The sequence below is a fragment of the Rhizobium sp. NPDC092011 genome, from assembly GCF_044756305.1.
Taxonomy (GTDB): Bacteria; Pseudomonadota; Alphaproteobacteria; order Rhizobiales; family Rhizobiaceae; genus Rhizobium.
This window is the reverse complement of record NZ_JBIVSO010000006.1, coordinates 39,268-55,057: the sequence shown is the minus strand read 5'-3', so window position 1 is coordinate 55,057 and position 15,790 is coordinate 39,268. Positions and strand designations below refer to the sequence as shown.

Annotated in this window: 17 protein-coding genes; 8 read left to right on the top strand and 9 right to left on the bottom strand. The window is 61.3% G+C overall.

Going from position 1 to position 15,790, the window contains the following annotated elements:
• The first annotated feature begins 30 nt into the window (after window positions 1-30).
• Together ACIQJ2_RS23045 and ACIQJ2_RS23040 are read left to right on the top strand one after the other, a co-directional pair.
• Window positions 31-1,692: a urocanate hydratase gene (locus ACIQJ2_RS23045; RefSeq protein ID WP_400673319.1), complete on the top strand. Its 1,662-nt coding sequence runs from the start codon at window positions 31-33 to the stop codon at window positions 1,690-1,692.
• 69 nt (window positions 1,693-1,761) lie between these two features.
• Entirely contained in the window at window positions 1,762-2,430 is a 669-nt protein-coding gene (locus tag ACIQJ2_RS23040) for a hypothetical protein (protein WP_199144541.1), read from the top strand.
• Window positions 2,431-2,438: 8 nt separating this feature from the next.
• On the opposite strand, the gene ACIQJ2_RS23035 is transcribed toward ACIQJ2_RS23040, so the two are convergent.
• The 5 genes from ACIQJ2_RS23035 to ACIQJ2_RS23015 form a co-directional block, all read right to left on the bottom strand.
• A complete protein-coding gene (locus ACIQJ2_RS23035) occupies window positions 2,439-2,843 on the bottom strand; it encodes a GFA family protein (protein ID WP_400673321.1) in 405 nt (134 codons plus the stop codon).
• Between the two features lie 5 nt (window positions 2,844-2,848).
• Window positions 2,849-3,331 carry an SRPBCC domain-containing protein gene (locus ACIQJ2_RS23030; RefSeq protein WP_400673323.1) on the bottom strand — a complete coding sequence of 161 codons (483 nt, stop codon included), beginning with the start codon at window positions 3,329-3,331 and terminating at the stop codon, window positions 2,849-2,851.
• Window positions 3,315-3,656 (bottom strand): ArsR/SmtB family transcription factor, encoded by a 342-nt coding sequence (locus ACIQJ2_RS23025; protein WP_400673326.1) that lies wholly within the window; start codon window positions 3,654-3,656, stop codon window positions 3,315-3,317. Before ACIQJ2_RS23025 ends, ACIQJ2_RS23030 begins: the two co-directional genes overlap by 17 nt.
• 125 nt (window positions 3,657-3,781) lie before the next feature.
• Window positions 3,782-4,168 (bottom strand): VOC family protein, encoded by a 387-nt coding sequence (locus ACIQJ2_RS23020; RefSeq protein WP_400673328.1) that lies wholly within the window; start codon window positions 4,166-4,168, stop codon window positions 3,782-3,784.
• A gap of 13 nt (window positions 4,169-4,181) precedes the next feature.
• Window positions 4,182-5,465 carry an MFS transporter gene (locus ACIQJ2_RS23015; protein WP_199144669.1) on the bottom strand — a complete coding sequence of 428 codons (1,284 nt, stop codon included), beginning with the start codon at window positions 5,463-5,465 and terminating at the stop codon, window positions 4,182-4,184.
• A 98-nt stretch (window positions 5,466-5,563) separates the two neighbouring features.
• On the opposite strand from ACIQJ2_RS23015, the gene ACIQJ2_RS23010 reads away from it, so the two are divergent.
• Window positions 5,564-6,439 (top strand): LysR family transcriptional regulator, encoded by an 876-nt coding sequence (locus tag ACIQJ2_RS23010; protein WP_400673330.1) that lies wholly within the window; start codon window positions 5,564-5,566, stop codon window positions 6,437-6,439.
• Between the two features lie 50 nt (window positions 6,440-6,489).
• Here the strand turns inward: ACIQJ2_RS23010 and ACIQJ2_RS23005 are convergent, their stop codons facing one another.
• Complete coding sequence (locus ACIQJ2_RS23005) at window positions 6,490-7,395, bottom strand: LysR family transcriptional regulator (RefSeq protein WP_400673332.1); 906 nt, start codon at window positions 7,393-7,395, stop codon at window positions 6,490-6,492.
• A 125-nt stretch (window positions 7,396-7,520) separates the two neighbouring features.
• On the opposite strand from ACIQJ2_RS23005, the gene ACIQJ2_RS23000 reads away from it, so the two are divergent.
• Window positions 7,521-8,270 (top strand): SDR family oxidoreductase, encoded by a 750-nt coding sequence (locus tag ACIQJ2_RS23000; RefSeq protein ID WP_199144528.1) that lies wholly within the window; start codon window positions 7,521-7,523, stop codon window positions 8,268-8,270.
• Between the two features lie 88 nt (window positions 8,271-8,358).
• On the opposite strand, the gene ACIQJ2_RS22995 is transcribed toward ACIQJ2_RS23000, so the two are convergent.
• Window positions 8,359-8,805 (bottom strand): ester cyclase, encoded by a 447-nt coding sequence (locus tag ACIQJ2_RS22995; RefSeq protein WP_400673439.1) that lies wholly within the window; start codon window positions 8,803-8,805, stop codon window positions 8,359-8,361.
• 236 nt (window positions 8,806-9,041) lie between these two features.
• Here ACIQJ2_RS22995 and coaBC point away from each other — a divergent pair, with 236 nt between their 5' ends.
• Window positions 9,042-10,253: a bifunctional phosphopantothenoylcysteine decarboxylase/phosphopantothenate--cysteine ligase CoaBC gene (coaBC, locus tag ACIQJ2_RS22990; RefSeq protein WP_400673336.1), complete on the top strand. Its 1,212-nt coding sequence runs from the start codon at window positions 9,042-9,044 to the stop codon at window positions 10,251-10,253.
• Here the strand turns inward: coaBC and ACIQJ2_RS22985 are convergent.
• Entirely contained in the window at window positions 10,240-11,055 is an 816-nt protein-coding gene (locus ACIQJ2_RS22985) for a class II glutamine amidotransferase (protein ID WP_400673339.1), read from the bottom strand. The two genes, coaBC and ACIQJ2_RS22985, sit on opposite strands and share 14 nt — an antisense overlap.
• 549 nt (window positions 11,056-11,604) lie before the next feature.
• Here ACIQJ2_RS22985 and otsB point away from each other — a divergent pair.
• Entirely contained in the window at window positions 11,605-12,399 is a 795-nt protein-coding gene (gene otsB, locus ACIQJ2_RS22980) for a trehalose-phosphatase (protein WP_400673342.1), read from the top strand.
• Window positions 12,400-12,448: 49 nt separating this feature from the next.
• Entirely contained in the window at window positions 12,449-13,825 is a 1,377-nt protein-coding gene (gene otsA / locus ACIQJ2_RS22975) for an alpha,alpha-trehalose-phosphate synthase (UDP-forming) (protein ID WP_400673344.1), read from the top strand.
• Window position 13,826: 1 nt separating this feature from the next.
• Here the strand turns inward: otsA and ACIQJ2_RS22970 are convergent, their stop codons facing one another.
• Window positions 13,827-14,735, bottom strand: coding sequence for a choline sulfate utilization transcriptional regulator (locus ACIQJ2_RS22970; protein WP_400673347.1), 909 nt, complete (start codon window positions 14,733-14,735; stop codon window positions 13,827-13,829).
• Window positions 14,736-14,834: 99 nt separating this feature from the next.
• On the opposite strand from ACIQJ2_RS22970, the gene ACIQJ2_RS22965 reads away from it, so the two are divergent.
• Window positions 14,835-15,782: a choline ABC transporter substrate-binding protein gene (locus ACIQJ2_RS22965; RefSeq protein ID WP_400673349.1), complete on the top strand. Its 948-nt coding sequence runs from the start codon at window positions 14,835-14,837 to the stop codon at window positions 15,780-15,782.
• Window positions 15,783-15,790: the final 8 nt, after the last annotated feature.

Genomic DNA, 15,790 nt, shown 5'->3' with positions numbered 1-15,790 from the left:
ACAAAAGATCATATCAGGGAAGGGAATTCCATGCCGAAAGCCAATCCACGTCATCCGAAATTCCCGATTCCGGGCGGCCCGGAGCTGCGCGCCAAGGGCTGGCGGCAGGAGGCATTGCTGCGCCTGCTCGAAAATGTTCTGTCGGTCGGCGAAGACCCGGACAACCTCGTCGTCTACGCAGCGCTCGGCAAGGCGGCGCGCAACTGGGCGGCGCATAAGGGTATCGTCAAGGCGCTCACCGAAATGGATGAGAACCAGACCCTGCTCATTCAATCCGGCAAGCCGATCGGCCTCATCCGCACGCATGACAAGGCGCCGCTCGTCATCATGGCGAACTGCAATATCGTCGGGCAATGGGCGAAGGCCGAGGTGTTCTACGAGCTGCAGCGCAAGGGCCTGATCTGCTGGGGCGGACTGACGGCAGGCGCCTGGCAATATATCGGCAGTCAGGGCGTCATCCAGGGCACCTACGAAATCTTCATGCGCATCGCCGAGCGTCGCTTCGGCGGCGATCTCTTCGGCCGTTTCGTTCTGACCGCCGGCCTCGGTGGCATGGGCGGTGCGCAGCCGCTCGCCGGCCGCATGGCGGGGGCTGCCATCCTCTGCGTCGATATCGATGCGGAGCGCGCCAGGAAGCGCCAGGAAATCGGCTATCTGCAGGAGATTGCGCCTGATCTCGATTCCGCGCTGGCGATGATCGACGCCGCCGTCAAGGAGAAGCGGGCGCTTTCCGTCGGCCTTGTCGGCAATGCGGCCGAAATCTATCCGGAAATCGCACGCCGCGGCATCGTGCCCGATATCGTCACCGACCAGACCTCGGCGCACGATCTCGTCTATGGCTACGTGCCGAAGGGCATGAGCCTTTCCCAAGTCAAGGATCTCCGCGACGATGGTCAGGGCCAGCTGATGGCGGCAAGCCGCGCCTCGATCGTCGAGCATGTGAAGGCCATGCTGGACTTCCAGAAAAAGGGCTCCGAAGTCTTCGACAACGGCAACCTCATCCGCACCCAGGCGAAGGAAGGCGGCGTCGCCAACGCCTTCGATATCCCGATCTTCACCGAGGCCTATCTGCGGCCGCTCTTCTGCCGCGCCATCGGCCCCTTCCGCTGGATGGCGCTCTCCGGCGAGGAAAGCGATATCGCCCGCATCGACGATCTGCTGTTGGAAATGTTCCCGGACAACAAGATCGTCACCAACTGGATCCGCCTTGCCCGCGAGCATGTCCCCTTCGAAGGGCTGCCGGCGCGTATCGCCTGGCTCGGCCATGGCGAGCGCACCGAGCTTGCCCGCCGGGTCAATGAGCTTGTGGCAAGCGGTGAGCTAAAGGGCCCGATCGCCTTCTCGCGCGATCATCTCGACGCCGGCGCCATGGCGCATCCGAACATCATGACCGAAGGCATGAAGGATGGTTCCGACGCGATTGCAGACTGGCCGCTGATCGACGCCATGATGCTCTGCTCGTCGATGGCCGATCTCGTCGTCGTCCATTCCGGCGGCGGCGGCTATGCCGGCTACATGACGAGCTGCGGCGTCACCGTGGTTGCCGACGGCACGCAAGCCGCCGACGAACGGCTCGACCATGCGCTTACCAACGACACCGCGCTCGGCGTCATGCGTTATGCCGATGCCGGCTATGAGGAGGCGCTGGACGAAGTTGCGAAAAAGGATGTGCCCTATATCCGTTTGGGATAAGCGCGTCTGTTCTTGGCAGCATCGAGAGACTATGTTCCCGGGCAACTTAACATGAATTGAGAGTTGCCCGTGATCCCTTGGACCTTGCTCGACACTGCGAAAATCCCTGGCGGCGGCGAGCTGCGCTTGAAGCAGCGCGGCCAGGAATTTTCCATCATGCTCGGCACCAATGAGCTGATGAACAGCCGCCTCAGCGGCTCCGAGCGGGCTCTTGCCACGCTTTCCTGCGAGAAGATCAAGGGCCGGAAGGCGCAACACATTCTGATCGGCGGCCTCGGCATGGGCTTTACCTTGCGCGCGGCCCTCGGCGAACTCGATGCGGATGCCAAGGTAACAGTTGCGGAGCTGGTTCCGGCGGTAATTTCATGGGCGCGCGGGCCGATGACAACGGTCTTCGACGGCTGCCTCGACGATCCGCGCGTGACCATTCACGAAGGCGACGTACGTCCGCTGATCCGCGCCCGCAAGGCCACTTACGACGCCATTCTGCTCGATGTCGATAACGGCCCCGACGGCATCACCTCGGAGGCCAATGACGGTCTTTATGACTATCAGGGCCTGAAGGCGGCCCGCGATGCATTGCGCCCGGGAGGCGTGCTCGCGGTCTGGTCCTCGGGACCTGATGAGCGTTTTACAAAACGCCTGCGTGACAGCGGCTTTGCCGCCGAGGTGGTCAATACGCGCGCCAATGGCAAGACAGGCGCGCGTCATGTGATCTGGCTCGCCACCAAGAGCTAAGCCTCGCGCTAAAGATAACGCGTCTCTTCCGGCGCCCGATCGAAGCGATCGTCGCGACCATCGAAATATCCCACGGGAAGCGAGGCCAGTTCCTCATCGGTGGCATCGTCCAGGCAACTGATGCTGATCGCATAGAACTTGCCGCCGAGGGCGGGATTCTCGCCGTGATTGAAGGAGCTGATGCCGCAGGACTTGCAGAAGAGATGATGCAAGGTACGTGAGCCGAACTGATATTCCCCGATGTTGCCTTCGCCCGAGGTCAGGCGGAAATCGGCAGGCGTGGCCACAGTCAGCCAATTGCGCTTCTTCTTGCAGATCGAGCAATTGCATTTGAAGGTGCCGCCCTGCAGGTCGAGATCGGCTTCATAAGCGACGGCGCCACAATGGCAGCTTCCGTGATAGGTCTTCTTCATCACTCTCATCCTTCCTTTGAGGTGGCTTCCGCATAGGCGGCATATTTGTCGAGGGCTTGCGCCCAACCGCCGGTCTGCAGCTTCAGTTCGGTATCGTCTGGTAGTTCGACCTTGCGGAAGACGAGGTGCGTCTTCGCGCCACGCTCGTGAAATTCCACGGTGACCTGCATCGGATGCTCGGCGTTGCCCTCCTGGTTCTCCCAGGCGAAGGAAAAGACGAGGCGCTCTGGCGGGGCAACCTCCAGATAGCGTCCGTGGCTCCAATATTCCTTGCCCTCCTGCGTCAGAATGCAGTGGCGCCAGGCGCCGCCTTCCCGCAGGTCGACGGAAGCAGATGGCGCCGTCATGTTTTGCGGCCCCCACCAGCGCATCAGATGCTCAGGTTCCGTCCAAAGGCGAAACAGCAATGCACGCGGCGCTGCAATCTCGCGAGTCAGCACGATTTCGCGCGGTTGGCGCATGTTGCGATCGTCATTTGCTTGGCTCATCCACCTCTCCTTGTTGCAATAGCGCCGCATAGGCTTCCAAGCGATCGAGATTGTCGTTCCAGAACTGCCGATAGCTCTCCAGCCAGTCGTCCACCTGCCGGAGCGGCTTGGGTTCCAGCCGGCAGGGCCGCCACTGCGCCTCCCTGCCCTTTGAAATCAAACCGGCCTTCTCCAGCACCTTGAGATGTTTGGATACGGCCACCAGCGACATGTCGAAAGGTTCGGCCAGCTCGGAGACGGATGCCTCGCCACTCGCCAGCCGCGCCAGGATCGCCCGGCGGGTTGGATCGGCAAGGGCCGAAAGGGTCACGCTCAATGTGTCCATGCGATTTGATAAACCATAAAGTTAATTAACTTATCGGTTTAATATAGGCCGAGATTTCGGAAGTCAAGCGGCCACATTCGGAGACCGGTCCGCGAGGAAACGCCTGACGATGTGTTTATGTGATCTCAGGATAGGTTGTTGGACACTTCGACCAGATTGTTGTCGGGATCGCGGAAGTAAACCGAGAGAATGGGGCCGGTGGCGCCGGTGCGGCGAACGGGGCCTTCCGTGATCGCGACGCCCTCTGCCTCGAGATGAGCGACGACGTCATCCAGCGGCGTGTGGCTGATGAAGCAGAGATCGGCAGAACCCGGCGTCGGCCGATCGGCCTTGGGCTCGAACTCATGGCCGGCACGGTGCAGATTGATCTTCTGATTGCCGAAGGTGAGAGCTTTGCGGCCTTCTCCAAAGGTTTCGACACCCATGCCGAGAACGCGGGCGTAGAAATCGCAGCTTGCATCGATGCTCTCCACCGTGAGCACCAGATGATCGAGATGGTCGATGTGGATCATAGCGGCTCCGGTCTCAACGACGCGCCAGTCTGGCGACTGCAAGGGCACTGATGAGACATAGTGCCAGCATGAAGAGGATGAAGGCAACCACGGCATTCCAGCCATCGGCAAGCCAGAAATAGCCGCCGACCGAACCGGCGATGCTGGAGCCCAGATAATAGGCGAGCAGATAGAGCGAGGAGGCATGCCCCTTGAAGCTGCGGGCCAGCCGCCCCACCAATGCGCTGGCGACGGAATGGGTCACAAAGAAGCCGATCGTCACCAGAACGATGCCGAGAATGATCAGCGGCAGGGAGCTGGATAGCGTAACCGCTGCACCGAGTGCCGCAATCAGCACGCCAATCGGCAGCACGACGAAATGGCCGATGCGGTCTCCGAGCAGACCCGCGGCCCAGGAAGCGACGATGCCGAAGAGATAGGCCGTGAAGATCAGGCCGAGTTCGGTCTGGCTGAGATGATAGGGCGCAGCGACGAGGCGGAAACCGATATAGTTGTAGACCGTGACGAAAGACCCCATCACCAGAAAGCCGATGGCGAACAGCAGCGGCAACGCCGCATTGCCGAAATGTCCGCCCCAGGCCTTCACGTGGAAGGCAACATCGAATCCCTTGCGCGGGGTGAAATTGCGCGACGGCGGCAGCAGATAGAGGAAGCCAACGGCAGCGATCAGGCCGAGAATGCCGACGGCGGCAAGCGCCGGTCGCCAACTCATAAACTCTGCGATCGTACCCGTCACGACGCGTCCGGCCATGCCACCGAAGGCATTACCTGCGATATAAAGGCCCATGGCGCCGCCAAGGCCGCGCGGCTCGATCTCTTCAGCGAGATAGGTCATGGCAACCGCGGGCACCCCACCCAGCAGGAAGCCTTCGAGAGCACGGACGACAAGCAGCATGTGCCAGCTCGGCGATACAGCACAAACGATCGTGCAGATAGCCGCGCCGAGCAGCGATATGAACATCAGGCTGCGGCGACCGAGGCTTTCGGAAACGGCAGCGGCACCGAAGATCGCGAAGGCCAGAAAGCCTGTCGAAAGCGAGAGTGATAGCGAGCTTGCGGCGGGCGTGACGCCGAAATCTTGCGAGAAGATCGGCATCAGCGGCTGCACGCAATAAAGCAGCGAGAAGGTGGCAAAGCCGGAGAGGAACAACGCAATGGTCGCGCGGCGGAAGGCGGGCGTGCCGCGCGTCAGAAACTGCCTGGTTTCGGACGGCTGCTCGTTCCTGACGAGCGTCAGTTCGGGACGGGACGGAACTTCGGAAGCTGTGGTTTGCTGCTTGCTTGCGGCGCGGAACATGACGGGCACCTGATCTTTCTTGCCCACAAATCTAGTCAGGTCGGCTCCATTAGTCCAATATATGGGACAGGCGATCTCAATAGCTTTTGGAGATAGTGTTGGAGCTGCGTCATATTCGCTATTTCCTGGCGCTCGCGGAGGCCGGGAATTTCACCCGCGCCGCCGCCACGCTCGGCATCGGGCAACCGCCGCTCAGCCAGCAGATCAGGGATCTGGAAAACGAGGTCGGCGCGCAGCTGTTCCACCGCGTGCCCCATGGTGCGGAGTTGACGGCGGCGGGCGAAGCCTTTCTGGTTGAAGCACGAATGGCAGTCGATGCCGCGGAAAAGGCAAAGCTTGCCGCCCAGCGTGCCAATCGTGGCGAGATCGGCCGCCTCTCGCTCGGCTTCACGGCCTCTTCCGCCTTCAACACCATCGTCACGGCGACCATCCGCGAGTTTCGAGGCCATTGGCCGGAAGTGCGGCTGTCTCTCACCGAGATGAACACCAATGCGCTGATGGAGCGGCTGATGCGCGGCGAAATCGATGCCGCTTTCATCCGGCCCGGCCTTGAGGACCCGAGAGACGTTCGCCTGAAACGCTTTGCAGACGAGCCAATGCTGATCGCCCTGCCGGCACGTCATCCGCTTGCAAAGAAAGACCGCGTGCCGATCGCGGCCTTGGCCGGCGAACCCTTCATTCTCTTTCCGCGCATGGTGGGCCTGAGCCTCTATGACGATATCGTTGCGGCATGCCGGAATGCAGGCTTCGAACTCTTGGTGACACAGGAGGCACCGCAGATCCCCTCCGTCGTCAATCTCGTCGCCGCCAATCTCGGCGTTTCCATCGTTCCGGCGTCTATCGGACAGATCAAGCTCGACGGCGTTGTCTATCGACAAATCGACGGGCCACCCATCGTGGCGCGGCTCGGCCTTGCCAGCCTCAAAGCGCAGCGATCACCGATCGTTGCCAATCTCATGAGCCTCATTGCCTAGATCGCGCTACGATAGTTCCGGTTCGCGCATCTTTTCGCGACATGCGTTCGTCACGCGCTCCGCTCCCAATAGGGCGGATCGCCGAACGCCTTCCTCAGATGATCGGCGATAGCTCTGAGCTTTGCCGAGGGATTGCGCCCCTCCGGATGGGCCATGAAGATGAATTCCGGCTCCGGCCGATAACCGACGTCGATTTCGACGAGCTGCCCATCTCTGACCGAAGGCCCTGCAATGAAGGCCGGCAACAGCGCAATGCCAAGCCCGGCAATGGCTGCATCGTGGAGGACATCGCCATTGTTGACGCCCAATGCAAGCTTTCCCCGGATGACGACCGCGCCGTCCGGCCCCTGAAAACGCCAGTCGGCGACACCGCGATTGGTGTAAAAGATGCCGCGATGATCTTCGAGATCCGATAAGGACATGGGCCGGCCGTGGCGGCCGAGATAATCCGGCGACGCCACGAGAAGGCGGCGACTGCGGGCAAGCTTCCATGCAACGAGGCGCGAGTCGGCAATCAGGCCATGACGAATGATCGCGTCATAGCCATCCGATGCGGCATCGACCCGACGGTCGTCGAGATCGAGCGTCAACTCGATTTCCGGATGCTCTGCCAGAAACGGATAGAGAGCCGGGCCAAGATGCAGGCGGCCGAAGGTGACGGGGGCGGCGATGCGCAGCGGCCCCACCAGCGTTCCGCGCCGCTCGGCAAGATCGGCTGCTGCCTCGCGCACCTCCTGGGCAATGCGGGTCGCGCGCTCCAGAAAGGCTGTGCCATCCTCTGTGAGGGTCAATTTGCGTGTGGTGCGATGAAGCAGGATCGCGCCCAATGTCCGCTCCATCTCCGACAAGCGCTCGCTGACGACCGATTTCGACAGGCGCAAACGTCGCGCCGCTTCGCTGATCGACCCTGCTTCCGCAACGGCCACGAATGTCACGATCCCCTCGATCTTCAGCATCGTTCGGAAACTCCGAATTCGAATTCCATTATTTGCAGACTAATCCGAACGATGATTTCAGGCCATATCTTTCTCAACGGAAACAACGGAGGCGCCGCCCTCCACCAACCCTGAAGGAAAAGATCATGTCACGCCTGCAAAACAAGACGGCACTCATCACCGGCGGCACCACCGGTATCGGCCTCGAAACGGCACGCCAGTTCATTGCGGAAGGCGCCCGCGTCATCGTCACCGGCAGCAACCCCGCCAATATCGAAGCCGCCCGCGGCGAGCTTGGCGACAAGGCCCTCGTCATCCAGGCCGATGCCGGCAATACCGAAGGCCAAAAAGCCGTGTCGGAAGCCGTCAGAAAGGCCTTTGGCCATCTGGACATTCTCTTCGTCAATGCCGGCATTGCGGAGTTCGGCCCGCTTGAACAATGGAGCGAAGCCGCCTTCGACAAATCTCTCGCCGTCAACGTGAAGGGCCCGTTCTTCCTCATTCAGGCCTTGCTGCCGATCCTCTCCAACCCGGCCTCGATCGTTCTGAATACCTCGATCAATGCCCATATCGGCATGCCGAATTCCAGTGTCTATGCACTGACCAAGGGTGCCTTGCTGACGCTGGCCAAGACGCTTTCCGGCGAACTGATCGGTCGCGGCATCCGCGTCAATGCCGTCAGCCCCGGCCCCGTCGCAACGCCGCTGCACAGCAAGTTCGGCCTCTCGGACGCCGATGCGAAGGCGATGGGCGCCCAGATCCAGAGCCAGATCCCGGCCGGCCGCTTTGGCAATTCCAGCGAAATCGCCAAAGCGATCGTTTTCCTGGCTTCCGATGAGTCGGCCTTTACCGTCGGCGCCGAACTGGTCATCGACGGCGGCATGAGCACCCTCTGAATGCCAGCATCGCCCCGCAAGCCTGAGGCGCGTTGCGAGGCGATGCCACAGGGAGGAAGCCCCCATTCCTCCCTGAAGCGATAGCCGATCAGAACATCGTGTTGTTGTTCTTCGACGTCTCCGGGATCGGCTGCACCGAATCCCAATGCTCCTGGATCTTGTTGTCTTCAACGCGGAAGATATCGACGATGGCGCTGCCGCGGTCGCCCGGCTGGCGAACGGCGTGGACGCGCAGGATCACATAATCGCCGTCGACCATCACGCGCTTGATCTCGCTCTTGGACTGCGGATAGCTCTTCTTCAAATAATCGATGAAGCCGCGTAGCCCCTCCGGACCATCGGCCGCCATCGGATTGTGCTGGATGTATTTGCCGAGATACTTGGAAGCGCCGTCGAAGTCCTTGTCGTTCAGTGCCTTCTGATAGAAATCCAGAACGATTTCCTTGTTCTTCTGCTCCTGCGGCGAATAGGCACGCTCGGCAAAGGCCGGCATAGCGGCGGCCATGATTGGCAAGGCGATCATGGCGGCTTTCATCAGTTTCAAGGCGAGACTCCTTTGGTCGTTAACCTGTTCAATGTTGTCGAGCGAAGCGACTCTCGCAAATGACAAGTAGTTGATGCCGATGTGATCGCGTGACTTGCCGTTCCAAGGCGCCCGCTCGGCCATGCTTTGTCCCAGGGGCTATCGATACCGTCAGGACACGCAGCGATTGCCTATTATCCGCCAAAGGCTTAGGCTTACGGCCAAAAGAACAGGCGACGGGTTCAGGCATGGTTCTCGCAGGAAAGCGCATCCTTCTCATCATCTCCGGCGGCATCGCGGCCTATAAGAGTCTCGATCTCATCCGCCGGCTGCGCGAGCGCGGCGCGAGCGTGCGACCGGTCATGACCGCTGGCGCGCAGCAATTCATAACGCCGCTTGCCGTCGGTGCGCTTGCGGCCGATCATGTCTTCACGGACCTGTTCTCCCGGCAGGACGAGCAGGATGTCGGCCACATCAGGCTGGCGCGCGACTGCGATCTCGTGCTGATCGCACCGGCAACGGCCGATCTGCTCGCCAAGATGGCAAACGGCCTGGCGGACGATCTTGCCTCGACCATCCTGCTCGCTTCCGACCGGCCGGTTCTGGCGGCACCCGCCATGAACCCGAAAATGTGGACGCATCCGGCGACCAGGAGAAATGTCGAGACGTTGCGTGGCGACGGCATCGCCTTCATCGGACCGATGACGGGGGAAATGGCCGAAAGCGGCGAGGCCGGCGCCGGCCGGATGGCAGAACCGCTCGACATCGTCGCTGCCGTCGAGAAGCGGCTGGACAACGGCGTCAAACCGCTTGCAGGCAAGAAGGTGATCGTCACTTCCGGGCCGACGCATGAGCCGATCGACCCCGTGCGCTACATCGCCAACCGCTCCTCGGGGCGGCAGGGTCATGCCATTGCGGCAGCCCTTGCGGCCCTCGGTGCGGACGTGACCCTCGTTTCCGGTCCCGTCACCATACCCGATCCGGCCGGCCTCAACGTCATCCATGTCGAGCGGGCTGACGAGATGCGAGACGCGGTGCTGGCAGCCCTTCCCGCCGACATCGCAGTGATGGTCGCTGCCGTCGCGGACTGGCGCGTCGCCTCCGCCTCGGACCAGAAGATCAAGAAGCATCCAGGCGAGTCGATCCCGACGCTGGCGCTCACCGAGAACCCTGACATATTGAAGACGGTCGGCCATCACACCCAGCGGCCGAAACTCGTCATCGGCTTTGCTGCCGAAACGCAGGATGTCGAGAGCAACGCCCGCGCAAAGCTGGAGCGCAAGGGCGCAGACCTCATCGTCGCCAACGACGTGTCACCGGCAACCGGCATCATGGGCGGCACGCGAAACCGCGTGAAGATCATCAGCCATAATGGCGTCGAGCAATGGCCAGATCTGGACAAGGATGACGTGGCGACACGGCTTGCAGCCCTCATCGCCGAACAATTCAGGCAGGGATAGCGACTGCCGGCTGACCTTCGTCGCGTTCCCGCGCTTGTGGCTGGAATGGCATGACATGAACGCCGCTGTCGTCGACCATGACGGCGCTGCCATCGGGGATTTCACGCCAGGCGTCGACATCGTCGTTCAAGGGCTCCGACACGAGGCAATTGCCTGACCCGACCGGCGATGCATAAAGCGTCGGCGCCTTGCGATCGGTCGCGTAGCGGATAGCATAGAGCGACTTGCCGTCGGAAAAGGCAGCGGTGAAGCGCACCAGCACCGAGCCCGTCAGATGCAGCGACAAACCTTCGACGAAGCCGATGGCTTCGGCCATCGCCGCGATCGGGTTGGCGGCCATGCCGAATTGCATCGCCAGCAGGAAGAGAAGCTCGGAATCGGTCGTGCCGCTGCGGGCATGGAACAGCCGGTCGTCGAGCATGGCTTCCATCGGCCGGCGCAGACGGTCGAAATTGGAAATCTGGCCATTGTGCTGGAACGACCAGTTCTCGAAAACAAAGGGATGGCAGTTGTCGCGCCGCGTACCGCCGCCAGTCGCCGCGCGGACGTGAGCCAGGAAGAGCGGCGAGCTGATTTGCCGGGCGAGGCTCTTCAGATTGCAATCGGACCAGGCCGGCAGGATATCGCGGTAGCGGCCCGGTTCGGGCCGATCACCATACCAGGCAATGCCGAAACCATCGCCATTGGTCGCTGTCTTGGCGCGTGTGGCGCAATGGGATTGTTCGATCAGGGAGTGGGCAGGCGAAGACACCAGCTCCTCCAGATAGAGGGGGTCTCCACGATAGGCTGCCCAACGACACATGCGTCTCTTACTCCGATTCCCGCTGTCTTCCTGTCCCGCGGGAGAATGGCAAATCTTGGACGATTGTTTATTCGGAATGGGTAATAAAGCCTTAATTTTCCATGCCGCCTGGCGCAAGATGACAGATATTTGACGCTTCGTCCGATCACGTTTGTCATTGCAGTGTGTTCTTCGTGAACGCGCTGTCGCCGAGGTTTCGTTTGAGATCCGTCGAGGCAAGTTATTTCAATGCGACAATAAGTTTGAAGCTCTCTGAGGTGGTGCCTCTTGCATCGGCTCGAATTTGAGCTACCTTTACGGTGTCTGAAACGTAACGAAAGGAAGGTGATCCAATGTCTAGTGGGATTTCGGTCTTGGTATATGGCATGGAAATGGTCGTGAACGTTGCGAGGCAGCCCTCGCTCTGATCAACGCCTTCCCGAAGCGTTCGCCGCTTCAGGCCAGTTACGGGCCAAAGCTCATGGGGGGTCGCTTAAGGCGGCCCCTTTTGATTTTCAGCTTGTCGTTTTTTGCCTTGCCAAATGGGAATAGCGCCTTAGCTAACCCTGCATGTCTTTTCAGGAACAGCCCAACGAGGGCGAAGCCGAACCGAGGCCGCTGAAAGAGCCGGCTCTTACCGCACTCTCATTGTATCCGCAGGATTGGGCCCTGTTCCTCGATATCGACGGAACCTTGCTCGACCTCGCCGAAAGGCCGGAGGCGATCGTCGTTCCGGACTATCTGCCCGGCATGCTCCACGCACTATCGCGTCAACTTGGCGGCGCGCTGGCATTGGTGACCGGTCGCGCCATCGAATTCGTCGATCCCCTCTTTGGTCCTTTCCGCTTCCCCGTCGCCGGTCTTCACGGCGCGGAACGGCGTGATGCCGCCGGAAGGCTGCGGCGCGCGCATATCCCGCATGCCTTCCAGCAAATGAAACAACGCATCCAGCAGGAAGCCGCCGCCTGGCCGGGTGCCATCGTCGAGGACAAGGGAGCTGCCGTCGCCGTCCATTTCCGGCATGCTCCGGCCCACGAGGCCGAGATCGACGAAACCATGCTGCGCCATCTGGAGGAAGCCGGCTCCGACTGGAACCTGCAGCGCGGCAAGATGGTGATCGAAATCTGCCCCGCTCACGCGAGCAAGGGCCATGCCGTCGAGGCCTTTCTTGCCGAAGCCCCCTTCGAGGGCCGCCGGCCGATTACCATCGGCGACGACGTGACCGACGAGACGATGTTTGCAGCTGCAAACCGTGTCGGCGGCCAATCCGTGCGCATTGGCGACACCAACGGAAAAACGCTCGCGCGTGCATCCATTGCCTCGCCTGCGCGTTTAAGGGACGTGCTGGGAACGCTCGTCAAGTAACCCGTCAATCGTGGTTGCGCCCTCTCAGCCTTCTCGAAAGGAAGAATTCGTGAGTCGTCTCATCATCGTTTCGAATCGTGTTTCCGTGCCCGATCACAAGGGTGCGGCAGCAGCCGGCGGCCTTGCCGTGGCGCTGCAGGCCGCCCTTGCCGAGCGCGGCGGCATCTGGATGGGCTGGTCCGGTCAATCCAGCGGCGAAACCGAACCTGAACCGCTGCAAATGACCAAGGACGGCAATATCACCTATGCCCTGACCGACCTGACGCAGAAAGATGTCGAGGAATATTATCAGGGCTTTGCCAATCGCGTGCTCTGGCCGATCTGCCACTACCGGCTCGATCTGGCCGAATATGCCCGCAAGGAAATGACCGGCTATTTCCGCGTCAATCGTTTCTTCGCCCATCGGCTTGCGCCGCTGATCGAACCGGACGACATCATCTGGGTCCATGACTACCACCTGATCCCGCTGGCGGCAGAACTGCGGCAGATGGGATTGAAGAACCGCATCGGCTTCTTCCTTCACATTCCCTGGCCGCCGGCTGACGTTGTGCTCGCCATGCCGGTGCATGAAGAAATCATGCGCGGCCTCTCTTCATACGACCTCCTCGGCTTTCAGACCGATCACGACCTTGAGAATTTTGCAGGCTGCCTGAAGCGCGAGGGCATGGGCATCGAGAAAAGCCCTGGTCACTTCAGCGCCCATGGCCATGATTTCCGCGGCGGCGCTTATTCCATAGGCATCGAAACGGCGGCCTTCGCCGCTTTCGCTCGCAAGGCCGCGTCCCACAGCATGGTACAGAAGGTGCGCAAGAGCGTCGAAGGCCGCGATCTGATCCTCGGCGTCGACCGGCTCGATTATTCCAAGGGCATTACCCAGCGCATTGACGCATTCGAGCGCTTCATCACCAACAATCCCGCTCACCAGCGCAGCATCACCTATCTGCAGATCACCCCGAAATCGCGCTCGGAGGTGCCGGAATACGAGGCGATGCAGAACGCCGTCGCCGAGCAGGCGGGCCGGGTCAACGGCGCGATCGGCACGGTCGACTGGGTGCCGATCCGCTATATCAACCGCTCGATCAGCCGCCCCATACTGGCCGGTCTTTACAGGCTCGCCAAGGTCGGGCTGGTGACGCCGCTACGCGACGGCATGAACCTTGTCGCCAAGGAGTATGTCGCCGCGCAGGATCCTGAAGATCCCGGCGTGCTGGTGCTCTCGCGCTTTGCTGGCGCGGCGCGCAAGCTTGACGGCGCCCTGCTGGTCAATCCCTACGATGTCGATGGCACGGCCAATGCACTGGCGCGCGCCGTCAACATGCCGCTGCAGGAACGGCAGGAACGCTGGCGCGGCATGATGGACTATCTGCTGGAGCACGACGTATCGCACTGGTGCGATACGTTTCTTAACGACCTCACGACCGAATAAATCACCTTTGCCCGGCAGCAGCCTCCGCAAGCAACCATTCCGCCAAACGCTCGGCATGGGGGCTTGGTGCGGCCGGAGGCAACAGCCAGTAGCCGCGCGCCGGCGCCTCGAGCGTCGGACCGGCCGTTACCAAAGTCCGCGCGGCAAGCAGGGAGTCGACCAGCCCCAGCCATCCGATCGCAACACCCTGCTCGCTAAGCGCGGCCTGTACGACCAGCGAGTAGGTATTGAAGCGCAGATCGCCACGGCCGGCATAGACCTCCCGGGTTATGGCGAAGGCGGAAAGATAACTCTCCCAATCGAACCAGGGCGATGGCATCTCGGAATCGAGGTGAACGAGCGTGGTGCCGGCCAGTTGCGAGGGATCGGTGAACGGGCCGTGGCGCTCCGCGAACCCTTTAGTACAGATCGGCACGACCCTCTCCGGCAAGAGCAGTTTAGATCCGGGTCCGAACTCATCGCGCGTACCGAAGAAGACAGCGATATCGCCGCTCTCCGGAGCACCGCGATCAAGCCGCTGCGTCGCGACGATCTGGATATCGACTTCCGGATGGAGAAGCCGGAATGCATGCATGCGCGGGATCAGCCAGAGAGCGGAGAAGGCGTAGTCCGTCCGCAGACGAACGGACGGCCGCTCCGCCTCGACACGGAAACTGCGCACCAGACCGTCGACGCCGCCGACTGCCTTGTCGACGATCTCGAACAGGCGCTGCCCTTCCGGCGAGAGCTCGACACCGCGATGCTGGCGGCGAAACAGGGAGACACCCATCTGCTCTTCGATGCGGCGGATCTGATAGCTCACGGCGGGCTGCGTCAGGCCGAGCGCCGCCGCAGCAGCGGAAAGGCTGCCGGAGCGGCCCACCTCCAGGAATATCCGCAGCCAGCCAAGATCGACCAAACGTTCAGCCATAAAATTTCCTTTTGGCATCCATCGAAAAATGCCTGCTTCACAGTGGGAACTCTAGTGATGTTCAATAAAATAATCCAATAACAAGAGGGAACCATCGTCATGCGCATGTCTGCAATCGGCCGGCTCGCCGCCGGCGCTCTTCTTTCCGTCCTTTCCTTCGCCGGCGCCGCCCGAGCCGATGGCGACAGCTGCAAGACGATCCATCTGTCTGATCCCGGCTGGACCGACATCACCTCCACCAACGGCGTGACCGGCGTCTTGTTGACCGCACTCGGCTACGAGCCTGACATCAAGACCCTCTCCGTGCCCATCGGCTATCAAGCGATGAAAACGGGCGAGATTGACGTCTTCCTCGGCAACTGGATGCCGGCGCAGAAGGCTTTCGTCGACGACCTCAACAAGGCGAAGGCCGTCGAGGTGCTGAACCGTAACCTTCAGGGCGCGAAGTTCACGCTCGCTGTCCCGACCTACGTTGCCGACAAGGGCATCAAGGACTTTGCAGATCTGCAAAAACATGCCGAGGATTTCAGCCGCAAGATCTACGGCATCGAGCCGGGTGCGCCTGCCAATGCCAATATCCAGAAGATGATCGATGCCAACGACTTCGGCCTCAAGGGCTGGGAGCTGGTGGAATCGAGCGAGCAGGCCATGCTCTCACAGGTCGAGCGCGCCTCCAAGGACAAGCAGGCGATCGTCTTCCTCGCCTGGGCGCCGCATCCGATGAACGAACGCTTCAAGATCGCCTACCTCTCCGGCGGGGATGCCTATTTCGGCGCGAATTTCGGTGGCGCAGAGGTCTATACGCTCGCGCGCACCGGCTGGACCGCGCAATGCCCCAACGCCGCCAAGCTCTTCCATAACCTGACCTTCGACATCGGCATGGAGAATACGCTGATGGGATCCATCCTCGGTGGCGACAGCGCCAAGGACGCGGCGACCGCCTGGCTGAAGGCGCATCCGGATGCCTTGACGCCCTGGCTTGCGGGCGTCACCACTATTGATGGCAAGTCCGGCCTCGACGCCGTCAAAGCCGCCGTCGGCCTCTGATCCCGAGG

Excerpts from the sequence above, each read along its gene's own strand:
- coaBC (WP_400673336.1), top strand. The coding sequence starts at position 9,042 with ATGGTTCTCGCAGGAAAGCGCATCCTTCTCATCATCTCCGGCGGCATC.
- ACIQJ2_RS23035 (WP_400673321.1), bottom strand. The coding sequence starts at position 2,843 with ATGAAGAAGACCTATCACGGAAGCTGCCATTGTGGCGCCGTCGCTTAT.
- ACIQJ2_RS23005 (WP_400673332.1), bottom strand. The coding sequence starts at position 7,395 with ATGCTGAAGATCGAGGGGATCGTGACATTCGTGGCCGTTGCGGAAGCA.
- ACIQJ2_RS23025 (WP_400673326.1), bottom strand. The coding sequence starts at position 3,656 with ATGGACACATTGAGCGTGACCCTTTCGGCCCTTGCCGATCCAACCCGC.
- ACIQJ2_RS22970 (WP_400673347.1), bottom strand. The coding sequence starts at position 14,735 with ATGGCTGAACGTTTGGTCGATCTTGGCTGGCTGCGGATATTCCTGGAG.
- ACIQJ2_RS23020 (WP_400673328.1), bottom strand. The coding sequence starts at position 4,168 with ATGATCCACATCGACCATCTCGATCATCTGGTGCTCACGGTGGAGAGC.
- otsB (WP_400673342.1), top strand. The coding sequence starts at position 11,605 with ATGTCTTTTCAGGAACAGCCCAACGAGGGCGAAGCCGAACCGAGGCCG.
- ACIQJ2_RS22995 (WP_400673439.1), bottom strand. The coding sequence starts at position 8,805 with ATGAAAGCCGCCATGATCGCCTTGCCAATCATGGCCGCCGCTATGCCG.
- ACIQJ2_RS23000 (WP_199144528.1), top strand. The coding sequence starts at position 7,521 with ATGTCACGCCTGCAAAACAAGACGGCACTCATCACCGGCGGCACCACC.
- ACIQJ2_RS23030 (WP_400673323.1), bottom strand. The coding sequence starts at position 3,331 with ATGAGCCAAGCAAATGACGATCGCAACATGCGCCAACCGCGCGAAATC.
- ACIQJ2_RS23045 (WP_400673319.1), top strand. The coding sequence starts at position 31 with ATGCCGAAAGCCAATCCACGTCATCCGAAATTCCCGATTCCGGGCGGC.
- ACIQJ2_RS23015 (WP_199144669.1), bottom strand. The coding sequence starts at position 5,465 with ATGTTCCGCGCCGCAAGCAAGCAGCAAACCACAGCTTCCGAAGTTCCG.
- ACIQJ2_RS22985 (WP_400673339.1), bottom strand. The coding sequence starts at position 11,055 with ATGTGTCGTTGGGCAGCCTATCGTGGAGACCCCCTCTATCTGGAGGAG.
- ACIQJ2_RS22965 (WP_400673349.1), top strand. The coding sequence starts at position 14,835 with ATGCGCATGTCTGCAATCGGCCGGCTCGCCGCCGGCGCTCTTCTTTCC.